The organism is Bradyrhizobium oligotrophicum S58 (assembly GCF_000344805.1).
GTDB classification, from domain to species: domain Bacteria; phylum Pseudomonadota; class Alphaproteobacteria; order Rhizobiales; family Xanthobacteraceae; genus Bradyrhizobium; species Bradyrhizobium oligotrophicum.
In genome coordinates this window covers 4493277-4510545 of the sequence record NC_020453.1, presented here as the reverse complement: position 1 = coordinate 4510545, position 17269 = coordinate 4493277, and the positions used below count along the sequence as shown (strand labels likewise).

The window sequence follows — 17269 nt, the reverse complement described above, 5'->3', positions numbered from 1 at the left end:
GCGGGCGGAATGCTCCGCACCCTCGGTCATGGCCGGGCTTGGCCCGCCTGCGCGGCCGAAGCCGCTTCGGCGCGCCGAAGGCCCGGGCATCCACGCTCCCTCCGCGCGCTCCGGACGATGTGGATGGCCGGGACAAGCCCGTCCATGACGGGAGGAGAGGGCGGGGCGTAAACCGGCTGGCTGTCGTTGCGCTCGCCTTCATCGCGTTTGTCGTCCTAGCTCTCACCACGTACACCATCTCCCTCGGCTCGCTGCCGCTGCAGGAAGCCAAAGCGGTCTCTACGACCGTCGTCGACCGCCACGGCAAGCTGCTGCGCGCCTATGCGATGGCGGACGGGCGCTGGCGGCTGCCGGTCAGCGCCAGGAAGGATGTCGATCCGACCTATCTGAAGCTGCTGCTGGCCTATGAGGACCAGCGCTTCTTCGACCATCATGGCGTCGACCCGCGCGCGCTGGCGCGGGCCGCGATCCAGCTCGGCTCACACGGCCATATCGTCTCGGGCGGTTCGACCATCACGATGCAGCTCGCGCGGCTGCTCGAGCCTAGGCGGCAGCGCTCGCTGCACGCCAAGCTCCGGCAGATCGTGCGCGCGCTCGAGCTCGAGCATCAGCTGAGCAAGGACGAGATCCTCGATCTCTATCTCACGCTCGCGCCCTATGGCGGCAATCTCGAAGGCATCCGTGCGGCGTCCATCGCCTATTTCGGCAAGGAGCCGAAACGGCTGTCGCTGGCGGAGGCTGCGCTGCTCGTCGCGTTGCCGCAGTCGCCGGAAACGCGACGGCTCGACCGCCACCCGGAGGCGGCACAGCGTGGGCGCGACCGCGTGCTCGATCGCATGGTCTCAGAGAACGTGATCTCGGCCGAGGACGCCGCGCAGGCGAAGGCGCAGGCCGTACCGGCGCTACGCAAGCCGCTGCCGGTCCTGGCGCCGCATGCGGCCGATCAGGCCACGGCATTGGTCAAGGATCAGCCGATCGTCCGCCTGACGCTCGATGCCTCGCTGCAGAAGGTGCTGGAGCCGCTGGCGCACGATCGCGCCATCGCGTTGGGGCCGAACGTCTCGGTCGGCATCATCGTCGTCGACAATGACAGCGGCGACGTACTCGCCCATGTCGGCTCGGCAGATTATTTCGACGACAAGCGGGCAGGGCAGGTCGACATGACCCGCGCGGTTCGCTCGCCCGGCTCGACCTTGAAACCGTTCATCTATGGCCTCGCCTTCGAAGACGGCTTCGTGCATCCGGAGAGCCTGATCGAGGACCGCCCGGTGCGCTTCGGCTCCTATGCGCCGGAGAATTTCGACATGACGTTCCAGGGCACGGTGCCGGTGCGCAAGGCGCTGCAGCTGTCGCTGAACGTGCCGGCGATCGTGCTGCTCGATCGTGTCGGTGCCAGCCGGCTGTCGTCGCGGCTGAAGCAGGCCGGCGGCAATCTGGTGCTGCCGAAGGACGAGGCGCCGGGCCTCGCCATGGGCCTCGGCGGCGTCGGCGTGACCCTGCAAGACCTTGTGCAGCTCTACACTGGCTTCCCGCGTCTCGGCACCACCAGGCCGCTGCGCGAGATCATCACGGCCGATGATCAGGACGACAGCCGCGAGTCGATGCGGCTGATGGATTCGGCGGCCGCTTGGCAGGTCGGCAACGTGCTCCTTGGAACCCCTCCGCCGGAAAATGCGGCGCGCAATCGGATCGCCTTCAAGACCGGCACCAGCTACGGCTATCGCGACGCCTGGTCGGTCGGCTTCGACGGCCGGGTCACGATCGGCGTCTGGGTCGGCCGCCCCGACGGCGCGCCGGTGCCCGGCCTGATCGGCCGCGTCGCCGCCGCGCCGATTCTGTTCGATGCCTTCGCCCGCAGCGGCAGGCTGCCGGCCGCGCTGCCCAAGCCGCCGAAGGGAGCGCTGCTCGCCAGCAATTCAAGGTTGCCGCTGCCGCTGCGCCGGTTCCGCCCGATCGGCGAATTGGTGCGGACCGGCGCGGAGCAGGCGCCGCACATTCAATTTCCGCTGAACGGCTCGCGGATCGACGTCGACCGCTCGGCCAGCGCCGAGGCCGCAGTCATGCCGGTGAAGGTCTCCGGCGGCGTGCTGCCGCTGACAATGCTGGTCAATGGCCTGCCGGTCGGCGAGATCGACAGCCGTCGTCAGCGCCTCATCGATCCGCCCGGGCCGGGCTTTGCGCGCCTCACCGTGATCGATGCCACGGGCGCTGCGGACACAGTTGTGGTCAGAATCCAGTGAGGGTTCGCTAAGCGGTTGTCGGCATGGCGGTTTCAGCGTATTCGGAACCCCATGGTCGAGACCTATGCCCGCCCCCGTTTTGGAGAGCCGCGCGAGCCGAAGAACCTGGTGAACCCAGGCAATCGGCTGGTGCGGATGATCGATGCCGTCACCGTGAGTCACGCCAGGGCCGTCGCGTTCCTGCTCGTCTGCGGGTTGCTGCTTTTCCTGCCCGGCTTCTTCACGATACCGGCCATCGACCGCGACGAGGCGCGCTTTGCGCAGGCGACCAAGCAGATGGTCGAGAGCGGCGACTATGTCGACATCCGCTTCCAGGACGACGTGCGCTACAAGAAGCCCGTCGGCATCTACTGGTTGCAATCGGCTGCGGTCGAAGCCGCATCTGCCGTCGGACTGCCGCGCGCGCAGTTGCGCATCTGGGTCTATCGCATTCCATCCTTGATCGGCGCTGTTGGTGCGGTGCTGCTGACCTACTGGACCGCGCTTGCCTTCGTGACTCGACGCGGTGCGGTGTTCGCTGCGCTGTTGATGTGCTGCTCGGTGCTGCTCGGCGCCGAAGCGCGGCTCGCCAAGACCGACGCGATGCTGCTGTTCACGGTGGTCGCTGCGATGGGCGCGCTGTCGCGGGTCTATCTGTCCTGGCAGCGGGGCGAGGATCCCGAGCATCCGCCGTGGGGACCTCCGGCGATCTTCTGGACGGCCTTGGCGGGCGGCATCCTGATCAAGGGTCCGTTGATCCTGATGTTTGCAGGCCTCACCATCATGACGCTCGCGATCATGGATCGCGGCGCGGCGTGGCTGTGGCGCCTGCGTCCCCTCTGGGGGCTGATGTGGATGCTGGTGTTGGTGCTGCCCTGGTTCGTGCTGATCTTCCTGCGCGCGGGGGACACCTTCTTTGCCGATTCCGTCGGCGGCGACATGCTGAGCAAGATCGGCGCCCAGGAGTCCCACGGCGCGCCGCCCGGCGTCTATCTGCTGTTGTTCTTCGTCACCTTCTGGCCCGGCGCGCCGCTGGCCGTGATGGCCGCCCCCGCAGTGTGGCGGGCGCGGCGCGAGCCGGGCGCGCAGTTCCTGCTGGCATGGCTGCTGCCGTCCTGGATCGTGTTCGAGGCCGTGCTGACCAAGCTGCCGCACTACGTGCTGCCGCTGTACCCGGCGCTTGCGATCCTCACGGTCGGCGCGCTGGAACGTCGCGTGCTGTCGCGCTCCTGGCTGCGACGCGGCGCCGCCTGGTGGTTCGCGATTCCCGCCATCACCTCCGTGGTCGCCGTCATCGGGGCCATCATCGTCACGCACCAGCCGGTGTTTCTGGCCTGGCCCTTCGTGGCTGCGTCCCTGATCTTCGGCCTGTTCGCATGGTGGCTGTATGACGACGGCCGTGCCGAGCGCTCGCTTCTGAATGCCGGTGTCGCGGCGATGTTTCTCGCCTTCGTGGTCTATGGCGCCGTGCTGCCGGCGCTGACGCCGCTATTCCCCAGCGCCGAGATCGCGCGCGCGCTGCGTAACGTGGTCTGCGTCGGGCCGAAAGCGGCGGCTGCCGGCTTCCATGAGCCGAGCCTCGTGTTCATGACGGGAACGTCGACGCAATTGACGGACGGCTCGGGCGCCGCCGACTTCCTCAGCCAGGGCACCTGCCGCTTCGCCCTGGTCGAGCAGCGCACGGAACGCGCCTTCGTGCAACGGGCCGAGGCGATTGGGTTACGCTACAACGTCGCCAAGCGGATCGACGGCTACAACATCTCGCAGGGCCGTCCGGTGTCGATTGCGATCTATCGTTCGGAAGGCACCGAATAGATGTCCGCGCCCGACAGCCCCTCGACGTCGCCCGGCTATCTCTCGCAGCTCGCGCTGGTCGGCAAATTCTCGGTCGGCCGGCTCGTGCGCCGACCACAGGCTGCGCCTGATGCGGCGAGCCGGCAGCGTCTGTCGCGCCAGCTTCTCCTGCTCGGCGCTATCGGTGTGGGCGCGATCCTCATCCTGATGGTCGCCTTCGACGCCTATGAGATCGGACTGATGCCCACCCGTGGCGCTCCGAGCTTGTGGCCATGGCGCATCGTCACCGAGTTCGGCCAGGATGAATACGTGCTGGGTCTGCTGGCCCTGGCCGTCGTCGTGACGATCCTGATCGTGCCGCTGTGGCCGGAAGCCACGCGCAGCCGCCTGCTCAATTTCGCGACGCATGTTCAGTACTTCTTTTTCGCGGTGCTCGCCTCCGTCCTTGCCGCGCAGGTGTTGAAATACATCATCGGACGCGGTCGTCCCTTCGTCGGAGGCAAAGCCAACGCCTTCAACTTCGAACCCTTCAACGGCACGCCGGCCTATTTCAGCATGCCCTCGGCGCATGCCGTGACGGCGTTCGCGCTGGCATTCGCAATTGCCGCCGTCTGGCCGCGATTGCGCGTTCCCATGGCCATCTATGCCGTAGCCATTGCGCTCAGCCGGCTGGTGCTGCTCGCCCATCATCCGAGCGATGTGGTCGCGGGCGCCGTGGTGGGATTGGCCTGCGCGATGCTGGTCCGCTACTGGTTCGCAGCACGGCGGCTCGGTTTCCGCCTTGGCAAGGACGGCCAAATCGTACCGCGCTAAAGGGGTTGATGAGCGGCCCCAAGCCCCATAATAAGCCTCCGCCGGAGCGCCCGGGGCAGGAACCGGCCCAAACACGCCCTTATGAGTCTCAACTCTTGTCGACCGAAACCCCCGTTGCCGTCTCCATCGTCGTTCCCGTGCGCAACGAGGCCGGCAATATCACGCCCCTGATCACCGAGATCGCAGCCGCGCTCGACGGTCTCTGGTCGTATGAGATCATCTACGTCAACGATGGCTCCACCGACGAGACCGCGCAGCGGCTCGCTGAGGAGATGGCCCAGCGTGCGAACCTGCGCGTGCTGCGCCATGAAAAGTCGACCGGCCAGTCCGCAGCGGTGCGCAGTGGCATCCGCGCAGCCCGCGGCGCCATCGTGGCGACGCTCGACGGCGACGGCCAGAACAACCCCGCCTTTCTTCCTGAGCTCATCGCCGCAATCGAGAAGGGGGGCGCCGGTGTCGGTCTCGTCGCCGGGCAGCGGGTCGGCCGCAAGGACACCGGATTCAAGAAGCTGCAGTCGCGGATCGCCAACAAGATCCGCAACGCGGTGCTGCATGACGGCACGCGGGACACCGGCTGCGGTCTCAAGGCGGTTCGCCGCGACGTGTTCCTGATGATGCCGTATTTCGATGGTCTGCACCGCTTCCTGCCGGCCCTGGTGCGGCGCGAAGGCTACGACATCGCCTATGTTGACGTGATCGATCGTCCCCGACACTCCGGCGTGTCGAACTACGGATTCTTCGACCGGCTCTGGATCGGGATCATGGATCTCGCCGGTGTGTGGTGGCTGATCCGCCGCAAGAAGCCGACCCCGGTCGTGTTCGAGGTGAAGTGATGCTGATTCAGTTCGGACAGGCGCTCAGCAACTACCTCTACGACATCTTCATTGCCAAGTTCGATTTCTGGCTCGTGTTCGGCCTCGCGGCCCAGCTTGCCTTTGCGGCGCGATTCCTGGTGCAATGGATCGCGAGCGAGCGCGCGGGCAAGAGCGTGGTCCCGCTCGCGTTCTGGTTCTTCTCGATCGGTGGCGGGCTGATGACGCTGATCTATGGCCTCGTCAAACGCGAGCCGGTCATCATCTTCGGCCAGCTGCTGTCGAACATCATCTATGTCCGCAACGTCATGCTGATCTTCAAGAACCGCCAGCGCGAATCGCAGACGCTGAGCAACTGATACGAACGGGTCCCCTCAGCGCGGCAACGGCTGGGCGGACGTCGCGGGCAGGGCGACAGTCGTGCCGTCTGCCACTTCGCTGCGGCGGATTGCGACCTCGCCGGCGGCATCGAGCACCGGATAGGCGACCGAGCAGATGTGCGAATGGATTCGCCTGAGATCGCGCAGCACGTCGAGATGCAATGACATTGTTTCGAGCGTCTCGGCGCGGCCTTCTCGCAGACGCTCCAGATGCCGCTCGGTGGCGCCGAGCTCCGCGTTGCGTAGCTCGGCCTTTTGATCGAGCAGCCGGTGCGCCTGCTGCGCATCGCCCGACATGAAGATGCCGAAGGCGATGCGAAGCGACTCCATGATCTGGCGGTGAAAGGCCTGCAGGTCGTCAGCGCCTTCCGTCGAGAACTGAAATCTGCGCTTGATCTTCTTGGTCGCGAGCTCGCTCAAATTCTTGTCGATGATGTCGCCGATATGTTCGAGGTTGATGGCGAAGGAGATGATCTCCATCGCGCGCTGGCCCTCGCGTTCGTCCAGACTACCGCGCGTCAGCTTGGTGATGTAGAGTTTGATCGCCTCATCGAGCCGGTCGACGACGTTGTCCGCGCGCGAGACCTGGTCGACGAGGCCACGATCATTGGTCATCATCGCGGTCATGACGTTGCGCAGCATGGTCTCGACCAGATCGCCCATCCGGAGTGCTTCGCGCGAGGCGTCGGCGAGCGCAAGCGAGGGAGTTTCCAACGCGGTTTCGTCGAGATAGCGCGGCTTGGCCGGATCGACCTCGGCAGGACGATCCGGGAACAGTTTCGTCAGCAGCTTCTCCATGCCGCCGAGAAGGCCGATGAAGACCACGGCCGTGCCGAGATTGAAGACCATGTGGAACTGGGCGGTCAGCTTCGACAGATCCGGCTGCCATTGCTGCAGCTGAGCGGCGAGCGGATGCAGGAACGGGGCGATCAGGGCGACGCCGATGATGCGATTGAGCAGATTGCCGACGGGCAGGCGATAGCTTGCCGGGTTGTCGCGGCGCGCGCCTTCGAACACCGGATTGACGGCGCTGCCGAGATTGGCGCCGAGCACCAGGGCCAATGCCGCATCAGCCGTCACGAAATGCGCATAGGCGAGCGACATCACCAGCAGCACGCTGGCGACGCTGGAGTGAACGATCCAGGTGACGACCGCGCCAAAGATGATGCACAGCGTGACGTCGGCCGTGATCGCCTGCATGAACACGCGCATGGCAGGTGCGTCTTCCGCCGGCGCGAGCGTATCGATCAGGATGTGCAGGGAGAGCAGCATCAGCCCGAGGCCGATCGCGACGCGGCCGAGATCCTTGATCCGCGACCGTGGCCCGCTGCGGAAGGCGACCAGTCCGAGCACGAACAGGACCGGCGCGACGGCGGCCACGTTGAACGACAGCACCTGGACGATCAGCGTGGTTCCGATATTGGCGCCGAGCATGATGGCCAGCGCCGGGACCAGGCCGACCAGGCCCTCCGCCGCGAACGAGGTGGTGATGAGCGCCGTGGCCGTGCTGCTCTGGAGCAAGGCAGTGAGGCCAAGCCCGGCGGCCAGCGCGCTGAACCGGTTTCGCAGCGCGCGCGACAACAGCAGCCTGAGGTCTGGGCCAAAGGCGCGCAGGATGCCGCTGTGGACCATGTGGAGGCCCCACAGCAGCAACGCCACGCCGCCCATCAGATCGAGAAGAACCATGAGTCCCGTTCGTTTCCGCTTCCATTCATGCGGAGGCTACGCCCAATCGGCTGCGGATCAACGCTATTTTCTGGGCCCTGCCTGCCTGCTCGCAGGGCCTCCGGCTGCCGCCGTTGACGAGGTCAAGCGGCGTTGAAGGCCGCAAAGCCGCGATCGAGATCAGCCTTGAGATCCTCGGTATTCTCGAGACCGATGTGCAGGCGCAGCGTGGGACCGCCAGGGGCCCAGGTGGTGGCTGTGCGGTAGCTCGCGCAGTCGAACGGAATCGCCAAGCTCTCGAAGCCGCCCCACGAATAGCCCATGCCGAATAGCGTCAGCGTGTCGAGCATCGCATCAACGGCCGCCTGCGACTTCGGTTGCAGCACGATGCTGAACAGGCCGGATGCGCCGGTGAAATCGCGCTTCCAGATCGCATGTCCCGGGTGGCTTTCGAGCGCCGGATGCAGCACCTCGATCACCTCGGGACGGGCGGCGAGCCAGCGCGCCATCTCCAGTCCCGAGCGATGATGCTGCGCCAGCCGCACGCCGAGCGTGCGGACGCCGCGCAAGGCGAGGAACACGTCGTCCGGCCCGGCACAGACGCCGAGCAGCCGGATGCCTTCGGAGATCAGCGGCCACGCCTTCGCATTGGCCGAAATGGTACCGAACATGATGTCGGAGTGGCCGCCGATATACTTGGTGGCGGCCTGCATGCTGACGTCGACGCCCTGCTCGAGCGAGCGGTGGTAGAGCGGCGTGGCCCAGGTGTTGTCGTCGATGACCAGCGCGCCGTGAGCATGGGCGACCGCCGCGATCGCCGGGATGTCCGGCATTTCAAACGACTGCGACCCCGGCGCCTCGACCACGACGGCGCGTGTATTCGGCTTGAGCAGTTGCTCAATTCCTGTGCCGATCAATGGGTCGAAATACGTCGTCTCGACGCCATAGCGCGCCAGCATGCCGTTGCAGAAATTGCGGGTCGGGCGATAGATGCTGTCGCAGACCAGCACGTGGTCGCCGGCCTTGAGCACCGACAGCAGGGTCGTGGAGATCGCCCCGAGACCCGACGGCGCGATCCCGACGCCGGCGCATTGCGGACCTTCGAGTGCCATCAGCACCTGCTGCAGCGCCTTCGTGGTCGGCGTGCCATGGCGGCCATATTGGAATTCGCCGCGATGCGCGTGCAGGTCCTCAGCCGTGGGGTACAGAACCGTCGAGCCATGAACGACCGGGGGATTCACGAATCCGTGCTGGGCCTTCGTGTCCCTGCCCGCGGTGATCAGCCGGGTCCCGACGTTTTGTCGCACCGCCGCAGCGGGGTCGTTCGATGATGCCATTCGCGTATCTTTTCTCGTTAATGCCTACCGGGACAGCTCAAATCGGGCAGGACTGCGGTCGTTAATAACAGAATGCAGAACAGGGCCGTCAACCCCTTGACCCGGACAGCCAGTCGTTCTGTGATGCCGGCGCAATTCGATCGCTGCACGTTGAGGGGCTTGCCGCGATTTCCGCTCAATCATGCATGCACGGCTCCGCTGTGCATGGCGTCTGCCACATGTTGGTACGGCGTTTGCAATGGCGGATTAAGGTCGGGCCCCCACGACGCGCTGAGGTTTCATCGCTCCCCAAGGACGACCGCGAAAGGCTGTATTTATGAAACGCGTCACTCTGGCTCTCACTCTTGCTCTCGCCCCGGTTCTGGCGAGCGTCGGCGCCCAGGCCGAAACGCTCAAAACCGTCAAGGATCGCGGCATGCTCGCCTGCGGCGTCAGCCAGGGCCTCCCCGGCTTCTCGTCGCCGGACGACAAGGGTAACTGGACCGGGCTCGACGTCGACGTCTGCCGCGCCGTCGCTGCCGCGATCTTCAACGATCCGACCAAGGTCAAGTTCGTTCCGCTGTCCGCCAAGGACCGCTTCACCGCGCTGCAATCCGGCGAGATCGACGTTCTGTCGCGCAATACGACCTGGACGCTGTCGCGCGACACCTCGCTCGGTGCCAACTTCGCTGGCGTGACCTATTATGACGGCCAGGGCTTCATGGTGAAGAAGGCCCTCAAGGTCAATTCTGCGCTCGAGCTCAACAGCGCCTCGGTGTGCGTGCAGACCGGCACCACCACCGAGCAGAACCTCGCCGACTACTTCAAGGCCAACAAGATGAAGTACGAGGTGATCGCGTTCGCCGGCCAAGACGAGACGATCAAGGCCTACGAATCCGGTCGCTGCGACGTGTTCACCACCGACGTCTCGGGCCTCTATGCCGAGCGGCTGAAGCTCGCCAATCCGGCCGATCACGTGGTGCTGCCTGAGGTGATCTCCAAGGAGCCGCTGGGACCGATGGTCCGTCACGGCGACGACCAGTGGTTCGACATCGTCAAGTGGACGCTGTTCGGGCTGGTGACCGCCGAGGAGCTCGGCGTGACGCAGGCAAACGTCGACGAGATGGCCAAGTCGGAGAAGCCGGAGTTCAAGCGCGCCTTCGGCACCGACGGTAATCTCGGCGAGCAGCTCGGTCTGACCAAGGACTGGTTCTCCCGCATCGTGAAGGCGGTCGGAAACTACGGCGAGATGTATGAACGCAACGTCGGTGCCGGCTCCAAGCTGCAGATCGCGCGCGGTCTGAACCAGCTCTGGAACAAGGGTGGTCTGCAGTACGCGCCGCCGATCCGCTGAGCACTGCACGATAGCGGGGGCTGCGGCGATGAGCATCGAAGCGAGGTTACCGCCCGCGCAATATGGGCTTCGGCTGAAGCGCATGCTGGGCGGCAAGGCAGGATGGAACGGCATCATCCTGCAGATCTTGTTCGTCGCAGTCCTGGTGTGGGTTGGCTACGAGATCGTAGCCAACGCACGCAGCAACCTCGCCACGCAGCGCATCACGTCGGGGTTCGGGTTCCTCAACAACACGGCCGGTTTCGACGTCAACCAGACCCTCATCTCGTACTCCGGATCCGACAGCTACACCCGCGTGCTGCTGGTCGGCGTTCTGAATACGCTCTTGGTGTCGGTGATCGGCATCGTGTTGGCGACCATACTTGGGTTCCTGGTTGCGCTCGGACGGCTGTCGCCGAACACGCTGCTGTCGCGAGTCTCCGGCGCCTATGTCGAGCTGATCCGCAACCTGCCGCTGCTGTTCCAAATCCTGTTCTGGTACCTCGCGGTGCTGGCGGCCCTGCCGGGACCGCGCCAGAGCATCTCGCTGTTCTCGACGTTCTTCCTCAACAATCGCGGCTTCATCGTTCCGCGTCCGATCGAAGAACCTGGCCTGATGCCGTTCCTGAGTGCGCTCGGCATCGCGATCGTCGTCTCGGTCGGTCTGCACTATTACGCGCGACGTGAGCTGTTCGTGCGCGGCCACCTGGTGCGGATCTGGCCCTACGTGCTCGGGCTGCTGATTGGCCTGCCGCTCGTTGCCGTGATCGTCTCCGGCGCGCCCCTCGCCTTCGAGGTTCCAGCGCTGAAAGGCTTCAACTTCGCCGGCGGCTCGCGCATCATCCCCGAGCTCGTCGCGCTGACCCTGGCGCTCACCATGTATACGGCGTCGTTCATCGCCGAGGTCGTGCGCGCCGGCATTCTGTCGGTTCACAAGGGACAGATGGAGGCGGGGCTTTCGCTCGGACTGAGCCGCGGCACCGTGCTGCGCCTCATCGTCGTCCCGCAGGCACTGCGCGTGATTCTGCCGCCGCTGACGAACCAGTATTTGAACCTGACCAAGAACTCGTCGCTGGCGGTCGCCATCGGCTACCCCGACCTCGTGTCGGTGTTTGCCGGCACCACGATGAGCCAGACCGGGCAGGCCATCGAGATCATCGCCATCACCATGGGCGTCTATCTCGCGCTGTCGCTGATCACGAGCGCGATCATGAGCTTCTACAGCTGGCGGCTTGGCAAGAGACTTGGCGCATGAAGAGACTTGGCGCATGACGAGATTGGGCGCATGACCGACATTACCGCTTCGACCTTCATTCGCCAGGATTTGGCCGGGGAGCGCCCGGCGCCGGTCAAGACGACAGGCTTCGTCGGTTTCGTCCGCACGCGATTGTTGAACTCGCCGACCAACATTCTGCTCACTTTGGTGAGTGCCCTGTTGATCTGGTTCACCGTGATCCCGGCGCTGAAGTTCCTGCTGGTCGACGCAGTGTGGGTCGGCCAGGATCGCGAGGCGTGCCTGGCGCAGAACGCGGGCCATCCGGTCGGCGCCTGCTGGCCGTACATTTCGGCGAAGTTCGGCCAGTTCATGTACGGCTTCTATCCGGACGCCGAGCGCTGGCGCGTCAACCTGACTTATGGTCTGGCGGTGGTGCTGCTGGTGCCGCTGCTGATCCCGCGCCTGCCGGCCAAGGGGTTGAACGCGGGCCTGTTCTTCTTTGCCCTCCCGGTGGTCGCGTTCTTTCTGCTCTATGGCGGCGGCCTGGAGGGCTTCGGCGTGAGCTGGACCACCGGCACGCTGCAGCTGTTCGCCGAGAGCATCGACACGGCGGGTAACGCGCTGGTTCGCGCCGGCGACGGCGTGCCCGTCATCGGCATGCTGTTGTGGCTGCTGGGCAAGCTGGTCGTGCTGATCGGAATGCTGGTGTCGCTGGTGATCTGGCCGCTGGTCTGGGTCCGCAATGAGCTGCAGGCATCGCATCAGCCCGTATGGAATGACCTCGCACTCACCGCGATCGTGGTCACCGCCCTGGTGTTCGTTGCCGGCGGCGGGGCGAGGGCGCTGCGCAGCGTGATCGCGACGGCCGCAACCTTCGCCGGCATCGCGATCGTCATTGCGATCATGGGCCTCGACCGGCACGGCCTTGCGATCGTCGACACCAGGCTGTGGGGCGGCATGCTGGTGACGCTGGTCGTTTCTGTGATCGGCATCGTCGCCTCGATGCCGATCGGCATTGCGCTGGCGCTCGGCCGGCGCTCGACCATCCCGCTGATCCGCGTCTTCTCGATCGCCTTCATCGAGCTGGTGCGCGGCGTGCCGCTGATCACCGTGCTGTTCTTCGCGACCTACATGTTGCCGCTGTTTTTGCCGGGCAATGTACGGGTGGACGGCCTGGTGCGGGCGCTGATCGGCGTCGCGCTGTTCTCCGGCGCCTACATGGCCGAGGTGATCCGCGGCGGCCTGCAGGCCATTCCGCGGGGCCAGGCGGAGGCGGCGAGCGCGCTCGGCCTGTCCTGGTGGAAGACCACGAGCTTCATCGTGCTGCCGCAGGCGTTGCGCCACGTCATTCCCGGTATCGTCAACAGCTTCATCTCGCTGTTCAAGGACACGTCGCTGGTCTCGATCGTAGCGCTGTTCGATCTCTTGGGCAGCCTCAAGGCCTCGTTCGCCGATCCGGTGTGGGCGACGCCGACCACCGCCTTCACCGGCTTTGCCTTCACGGGAATGATCTACTTCGCCTTCTGCTTCGGCATGTCACGCTACTCCCTGCTGGTCGAGCGCCGCCTGAACGCGCACCGGCGCAATTGAGCCAGAGATCATCGAGAGATCCATGACTGCAAATTCGATCGTCAGCATTGCCGCCCTGAACAAATGGTACGGCGAATTCCATGTGTTGCGTGACATCAACTTGTCGGTCGCCAAGGGTGAGCGCATCGTGATCTGCGGTCCCTCGGGCTCGGGCAAGTCGACCCTGATCCGCTGCATCAACGCGCTGGAGGAATTCCAGGAGGGCGAGATCAATGTCGACGGCATCGATCTTGGCCCGAACCTTAAGCGGGTCGACGAGGTCCGCCGCGAGGTCGGCATGGTGTTCCAGAGCTTCAACCTGTTTCCGCACCTCACCGTGCTGGAGAATTGCACGCTGGCGCCGATCTGGGTGCGCAACATGCCGCAGAAGGAGGCCGAGGCGACCGCGATGAAGTTCCTGGAGCGGGTCAAGATCCCGCATCAGGCGCAGAAATACCCGGGGCAGATGTCCGGCGGTCAGCAGCAGCGCGTCGCCATCGCCCGCGCATTGACGATGAACCCCAAGGTCATGCTGTTCGACGAGCCGACCTCGGCGCTCGATCCCGAGATGGTGAAAGAGGTGCTCGATACCATGGTCGACCTCGCCAAGGAGGGCATGACGATGCTCGTCGTCACCCACGAAATGGGCTTCGCGCGCGAGGTCGCCAACCGCGTCGTGTTCATGGACGCCGGTCAGATCATCGAATCCAACACGCCGCAGGAATTCTTCGCCAACCCGCAGCATGCACGCAGCAAGCTGTTCTTGAGCCAAATCTTGCGGCACTGACGAACGAGCGAATAGCGAGTTGCGAATAGGGACGAAGCCTTATTCGCTATTTGCCCTCACACGAACGGCGGCTTGATGCCGCTGCGCCGCTCCAGCCAGGTCGGCACCGGCAGATTCTTCGAACGCATGAATTCGGGGTTGTACAGCTTCGACTGATAGCGATTGCCGGAGTCGCACAGGATGGTCACGATCGTATGGCCCGGGCCGAGCTGCTTTGCCAGCTGCACTGCGCCGGCAACGTTGACGCCGGTCGATCCGCCCAGGCACAGGCCTTCGTGCTGCAACAGGTCATAGATGGTGTTGACGGCGTCCTCGTCGGAGACCAGGAACGCGGTGTCGACCTTCGCTGTCTCGATGACCGGGGTCACGCGCCCGATGCCAATGCCCTCAGTGATGGAATCGCCGGGCGTGGATTTGACGACGCCGTTCTTGAACCATTCGTACATCGCAAAGCCGTGCGGATCGGCGCAGGCCGTGACGATGTTCTTGTTCTTCTCCTTCAGATAGCGGCTCGTCCCGGCGATCGTGCCGCCGGTGCCGAGCGCGCAGATGAAGCCGTCGACCTTGCCGTCGGTCTGCTGCCAGATCTCCGGCCCCGTCGATTCGTAGTGAGCCTTGGCGTTGTCGAGGTTGTTCCACTGGTCGGCGAACAGCACGCCATTCGGCTCGGTCTTGCGCAGCTCATCAGCGAGGCGGCGGCCGACATGCTGATAGTTGTTCGGATTGCTGAAGGGCAGCACGGGGACTTCGACGAGCTCGGCGCCGCAGAGCCGCAGCGTGTCCTTCTTCTCCTGACTCTGACTGTCCGGAATCACGATCAGCGTGCGATAGCCGCGCGCGCTGGCGACGACCGCGAGACCGATGCCGGTGTTGCCGGCGGTGGCTTCCACCACGAGACCGCCCGGCTTGAGATCGCCACGCTTCTCGGCCTCCAGGATCATCCACTTGCCGGCGCGATCCTTGACCGACTGTCCCGGGTTCATGAACTCGGCCTTGCCGAGAATGGTGCAGCCGGTCGCTTCCGAGGCGCGCTTCAGTTTGATCAGGGGCGTATTGCCGATCGCCGCGACGACGTCGTTATGAATGGTCATTGTGCAGATACCGTAGTGTTTCCTCAGCCAGACTTAAGAGGACCCTAGCCCGATATCCAGAGGAGTGTAAGCCGCGGCGTCACGATCCTGACTTGGCGAAAACGACCTGCCTGACGTCGATGTTCCCTGAGAGGAAACCTGCCTCGCAATAGGACAGATAATATTCCCACAGCCGCCGGAAGCGCTCGTCGAATCCGGACGGTGTGAGGTCCGGCCACGCCTCCCGGAAATTGCTTCGCCAGATCGCGAGCGTCTTGGCATAATCTTCCCCGAAGATGCGCTCGCGGATGACGGGTATGCCAAACCGCTCGCCGAGCGACTTCAAGATCTGCGGCGTCGGCAGCATGCCGCCGGGGAAGACGTAGCGCTGAATGAAGTCGACCTCACGGCGATAGTGCTGGAACAGGCTGTCCTGGATGGTGATCGCCTGGACGCCAGCCAGGCCGCCAGGCAGCAGGCGGTCTCGCAACTGCGAGAAATATCTCGGCCAGAACTGTTCGCCGACCGCCTCGATCATCTCGATCGAGGCGATGCGGTCGTAGCGGTCGCGCTCGTCGCGATAGTCCTGCAGGCGGATCTCGACCTTCTCGGTGAGCCCGGCCTCCTGGATGCGGCGTTGCGCGAAGTCACGCTGCTGCTCGCTGATCGTCAGGCCGACGACCTTGGCGCCGAAGGTCTTGGCGGCATATTCGGCGAAGCCGCCCCAGCCGCAGCCGATCTCGAGCAGGGTCTGGCCGGATTTGAGATCGATCGCCTCGGCGAGCCGCTTGTATTTGTTGGTCTGCGCGGCCGTCAGGTCCGTGGTGTTCTCCTCGAACAGCGCCGACGAGTAGGTCATGCTGGGATCGAGCCAGGCCGAATAGAACGCGTTGCCGATGTCGTAATGGGCGTAGATGTTGCGCCGTGCCTGCCGCCTGGTGTTGCGGTTGAACCAGTGCCGCACCAGCTGCGCAAACCGGATCAGCGGCTTGTCCTCCAGCATCGACTGTAGGAGATGCTGATTGACACAGAACAGATAGAGAAACTGCGTCAGGTCCGGCGTATCCCAGTCGCCGTTCAGATAGGCCTCGGCGATGCCGATGTCGCCGCCGTTGAGCAGGCGCGATGCGAAGCCGTAATTGGCCAGGATCATTGCGGCGGCCGGCCCGGGCTCGACGCCGCCGAGCCGGACCACCCGTCCGTCCGGCAGGGTCACGTCGAGCGTGCCTTTCCGCAAGCGCGAGCCGAAGCCCAAAGCGAGGCGGGGCAGGCGGGGAAGATCGGCAAGCACCTTGTCGATGGTGTCAGGAGTGACTGGGATGACGTCCGGCATTGGCAGGTCCATTCACGCAAACGGCTCAGCGCCCACCTCTCTCCCGCGGGATGCCGTGTGGCACCTGATCGGGCGGGGATGACGGAAGCAGAGCGCGCCGGCCGTTTCCGGTCAGCGTCGAGATATATAAGCGTGGCCGTCGTTTCCCGCCAAGCCGGTATCTGATCCGCGACTTGCGGTGATTTCGCCGCGCGGGACGAGGCGAATGCCCTTCATCCAGAGCCGCAGCGCCTCCCAATGAATGGCGCCGAAGATCTTGAACGAGACGAGCGGAAGCGAGGCGAAAGCCGCCAGCAGGGAGCGCGAGGTCAGCCTGCGCCGGCGGCCGAAGAAGGTTGCGGCGAGCAGGGGGCCGTCGCCGCCGGTTTCGAGAATCCGCAACTTCACATTGTCGCCGGGCGGCATGACCCGGAAATGGTAGCGCATCGCCATGTCGATGAATGGCGAGACATAGAAGGTCTTGTCCTGCTCCTGGCGTAACCCGGCCGCTGACAGCTCACCCGGCTTGACCGGCAGCACGTAGGGCTTGATCTCGCCGAAGGTGTTGCGGACCTCGTAGATCATCAGCGCCAGGGTTCCGTCGCTACGGTGGCAGAAGTACACCGACAGGGGATTGAACGCATAACCGAGCAGCCGCGGGTAGCACAGCAGCAGGACGCATCCGCCGGTGAGATCGACGCCGTGCTCCGCCGCGCAGGCCTGTGCATAGGCAAGCAGCGACGATCCGTCGCGCCGGCCATGGTCGCGCTCGTGAAAGCTGTAGAGCGCGCGGCGGTTGACCCCGAACAGCGGTGATTGCCGATCCGCCTGGTCGAGCCGGCCGAGGTCGATCAACAGGCTCATCACGCGATACTGAAAACGATGCGCGGTGGGGCGCATGCGCGCGTGCATGACGTCGCCGACATAGAGAGCGGCGGCCGCCGTTCGATCGCTTTGTCCCGAGTTGTCCATGTCCATGTCGC

Annotated in this window: 14 protein-coding genes; 9 read left to right on the top strand and 5 right to left on the bottom strand. The window is 64.9% G+C overall.

The genetic code is table 11. The features are described from left to right. Nucleotides 1-119 precede the first annotated feature (119 nt). From pbpC to S58_RS19355, 5 genes are all read left to right on the top strand, one after another. Nucleotides 120-2240, top strand: a complete 2121-nt coding sequence (pbpC, locus tag S58_RS19375; protein WP_015667057.1) for a penicillin-binding protein 1C — start codon at nucleotides 120-122, stop codon at nucleotides 2238-2240. 51 nt (nucleotides 2241-2291) lie between these two features. Beyond that, entirely contained in the window at nucleotides 2292-4034 is a 1743-nt protein-coding gene (locus S58_RS19370) for an ArnT family glycosyltransferase (protein ID WP_015667056.1), read from the top strand. Beyond that, nucleotides 4035-4826, top strand: coding sequence for a phosphatase PAP2 family protein (locus tag S58_RS19365; RefSeq protein ID WP_015667055.1), 792 nt, complete (start codon nucleotides 4035-4037; stop codon nucleotides 4824-4826). 95 nt (nucleotides 4827-4921) lie between these two features. Continuing rightward, entirely contained in the window at nucleotides 4922-5659 is a 738-nt protein-coding gene (locus S58_RS19360) for a glycosyltransferase family 2 protein (protein WP_015667054.1), read from the top strand. Beyond that, nucleotides 5659-5997: a lipid-A-disaccharide synthase N-terminal domain-containing protein gene (locus tag S58_RS19355; RefSeq protein WP_015667053.1), complete on the top strand. Its 339-nt coding sequence runs from the start codon at nucleotides 5659-5661 to the stop codon at nucleotides 5995-5997. The genes S58_RS19360 and S58_RS19355 overlap by 1 nt, the downstream gene beginning before the upstream one ends. Nucleotides 5998-6012: 15 nt before the next feature. Here S58_RS19355 and S58_RS19350 read toward each other — a convergent pair whose 3' ends face one another. Together S58_RS19350 and metC are read right to left on the bottom strand one after the other, a co-directional pair. After that, entirely contained in the window at nucleotides 6013-7704 is a 1692-nt protein-coding gene (locus S58_RS19350) for a Na/Pi cotransporter family protein (RefSeq protein WP_015667052.1), read from the bottom strand. 122 nt (nucleotides 7705-7826) lie between these two features. Beyond that, nucleotides 7827-9020, bottom strand: a complete 1194-nt coding sequence (gene metC, locus S58_RS19345; protein ID WP_015667051.1) for a cystathionine beta-lyase — start codon at nucleotides 9018-9020, stop codon at nucleotides 7827-7829. Between the two features lie 316 nt (nucleotides 9021-9336). On the opposite strand from metC, the gene S58_RS19340 reads away from it, so the two are divergent. From S58_RS19340 to S58_RS19325, 4 genes are read left to right on the top strand one after another with little or no spacing between them, the layout of a single operon-like run. Next, complete coding sequence (locus tag S58_RS19340) at nucleotides 9337-10353, top strand: amino acid ABC transporter substrate-binding protein (RefSeq protein ID WP_015667050.1); 1017 nt, start codon at nucleotides 9337-9339, stop codon at nucleotides 10351-10353. A 28-nt stretch (nucleotides 10354-10381) separates the two neighbouring features. Continuing rightward, the gene (locus tag S58_RS19335) at nucleotides 10382-11587 is read left to right on the top strand and encodes an amino acid ABC transporter permease (protein ID WP_015667049.1); all 1206 of its coding nucleotides are present in this window, start codon (nucleotides 10382-10384) and stop codon (nucleotides 11585-11587) included. Nucleotides 11588-11617: 30 nt separating this feature from the next. After that, nucleotides 11618-13138, top strand: a complete 1521-nt coding sequence (locus S58_RS19330; protein ID WP_015667048.1) for an amino acid ABC transporter permease — start codon at nucleotides 11618-11620, stop codon at nucleotides 13136-13138. Nucleotides 13139-13160: 22 nt separating this feature from the next. Next, nucleotides 13161-13904, top strand: coding sequence for an amino acid ABC transporter ATP-binding protein (locus S58_RS19325; protein ID WP_015667047.1), 744 nt, complete (start codon nucleotides 13161-13163; stop codon nucleotides 13902-13904). Nucleotides 13905-13960: 56 nt separating this feature from the next. On the opposite strand, the gene S58_RS19320 is transcribed toward S58_RS19325, so the two are convergent. From S58_RS19320 to S58_RS19310, 3 genes are all read right to left on the bottom strand, one after another. After that, nucleotides 13961-14995 (bottom strand): cysteine synthase A, encoded by a 1035-nt coding sequence (locus tag S58_RS19320; protein ID WP_015667046.1) that lies wholly within the window; start codon nucleotides 14993-14995, stop codon nucleotides 13961-13963. Between the two features lie 79 nt (nucleotides 14996-15074). Next, nucleotides 15075-16307 (bottom strand): SAM-dependent methyltransferase, encoded by a 1233-nt coding sequence (locus tag S58_RS19315; protein ID WP_015667045.1) that lies wholly within the window; start codon nucleotides 16305-16307, stop codon nucleotides 15075-15077. A gap of 111 nt (nucleotides 16308-16418) precedes the next feature. After that, nucleotides 16419-17264 (bottom strand): DUF1365 domain-containing protein, encoded by an 846-nt coding sequence (locus S58_RS19310; protein ID WP_015667044.1) that lies wholly within the window; start codon nucleotides 17262-17264, stop codon nucleotides 16419-16421. Between the last annotated feature and the right edge of the window lie 5 nt (nucleotides 17265-17269).

Excerpts from the sequence above, each read along its gene's own strand:
- S58_RS19370 (WP_015667056.1), top strand. The coding sequence starts at position 2,292 with ATGGTCGAGACCTATGCCCGCCCCCGTTTTGGAGAGCCGCGCGAGCCG.
- S58_RS19365 (WP_015667055.1), top strand. The coding sequence starts at position 4,035 with ATGTCCGCGCCCGACAGCCCCTCGACGTCGCCCGGCTATCTCTCGCAG.
- S58_RS19355 (WP_015667053.1), top strand. The coding sequence starts at position 5,659 with ATGCTGATTCAGTTCGGACAGGCGCTCAGCAACTACCTCTACGACATC.
- S58_RS19350 (WP_015667052.1), bottom strand. The coding sequence starts at position 7,704 with ATGGTTCTTCTCGATCTGATGGGCGGCGTGGCGTTGCTGCTGTGGGGC.
- metC (WP_015667051.1), bottom strand. The coding sequence starts at position 9,020 with ATGGCATCATCGAACGACCCCGCTGCGGCGGTGCGACAAAACGTCGGG.
- S58_RS19340 (WP_015667050.1), top strand. The coding sequence starts at position 9,337 with ATGAAACGCGTCACTCTGGCTCTCACTCTTGCTCTCGCCCCGGTTCTG.
- S58_RS19335 (WP_015667049.1), top strand. The coding sequence starts at position 10,382 with ATGAGCATCGAAGCGAGGTTACCGCCCGCGCAATATGGGCTTCGGCTG.
- S58_RS19330 (WP_015667048.1), top strand. The coding sequence starts at position 11,618 with ATGACCGACATTACCGCTTCGACCTTCATTCGCCAGGATTTGGCCGGG.
- S58_RS19325 (WP_015667047.1), top strand. The coding sequence starts at position 13,161 with ATGACTGCAAATTCGATCGTCAGCATTGCCGCCCTGAACAAATGGTAC.
- S58_RS19320 (WP_015667046.1), bottom strand. The coding sequence starts at position 14,995 with ATGACCATTCATAACGACGTCGTCGCGGCGATCGGCAATACGCCCCTG.
- S58_RS19315 (WP_015667045.1), bottom strand. The coding sequence starts at position 16,307 with ATGCCGGACGTCATCCCAGTCACTCCTGACACCATCGACAAGGTGCTT.
- S58_RS19310 (WP_015667044.1), bottom strand. The coding sequence starts at position 17,264 with ATGGACATGGACAACTCGGGACAAAGCGATCGAACGGCGGCCGCCGCT.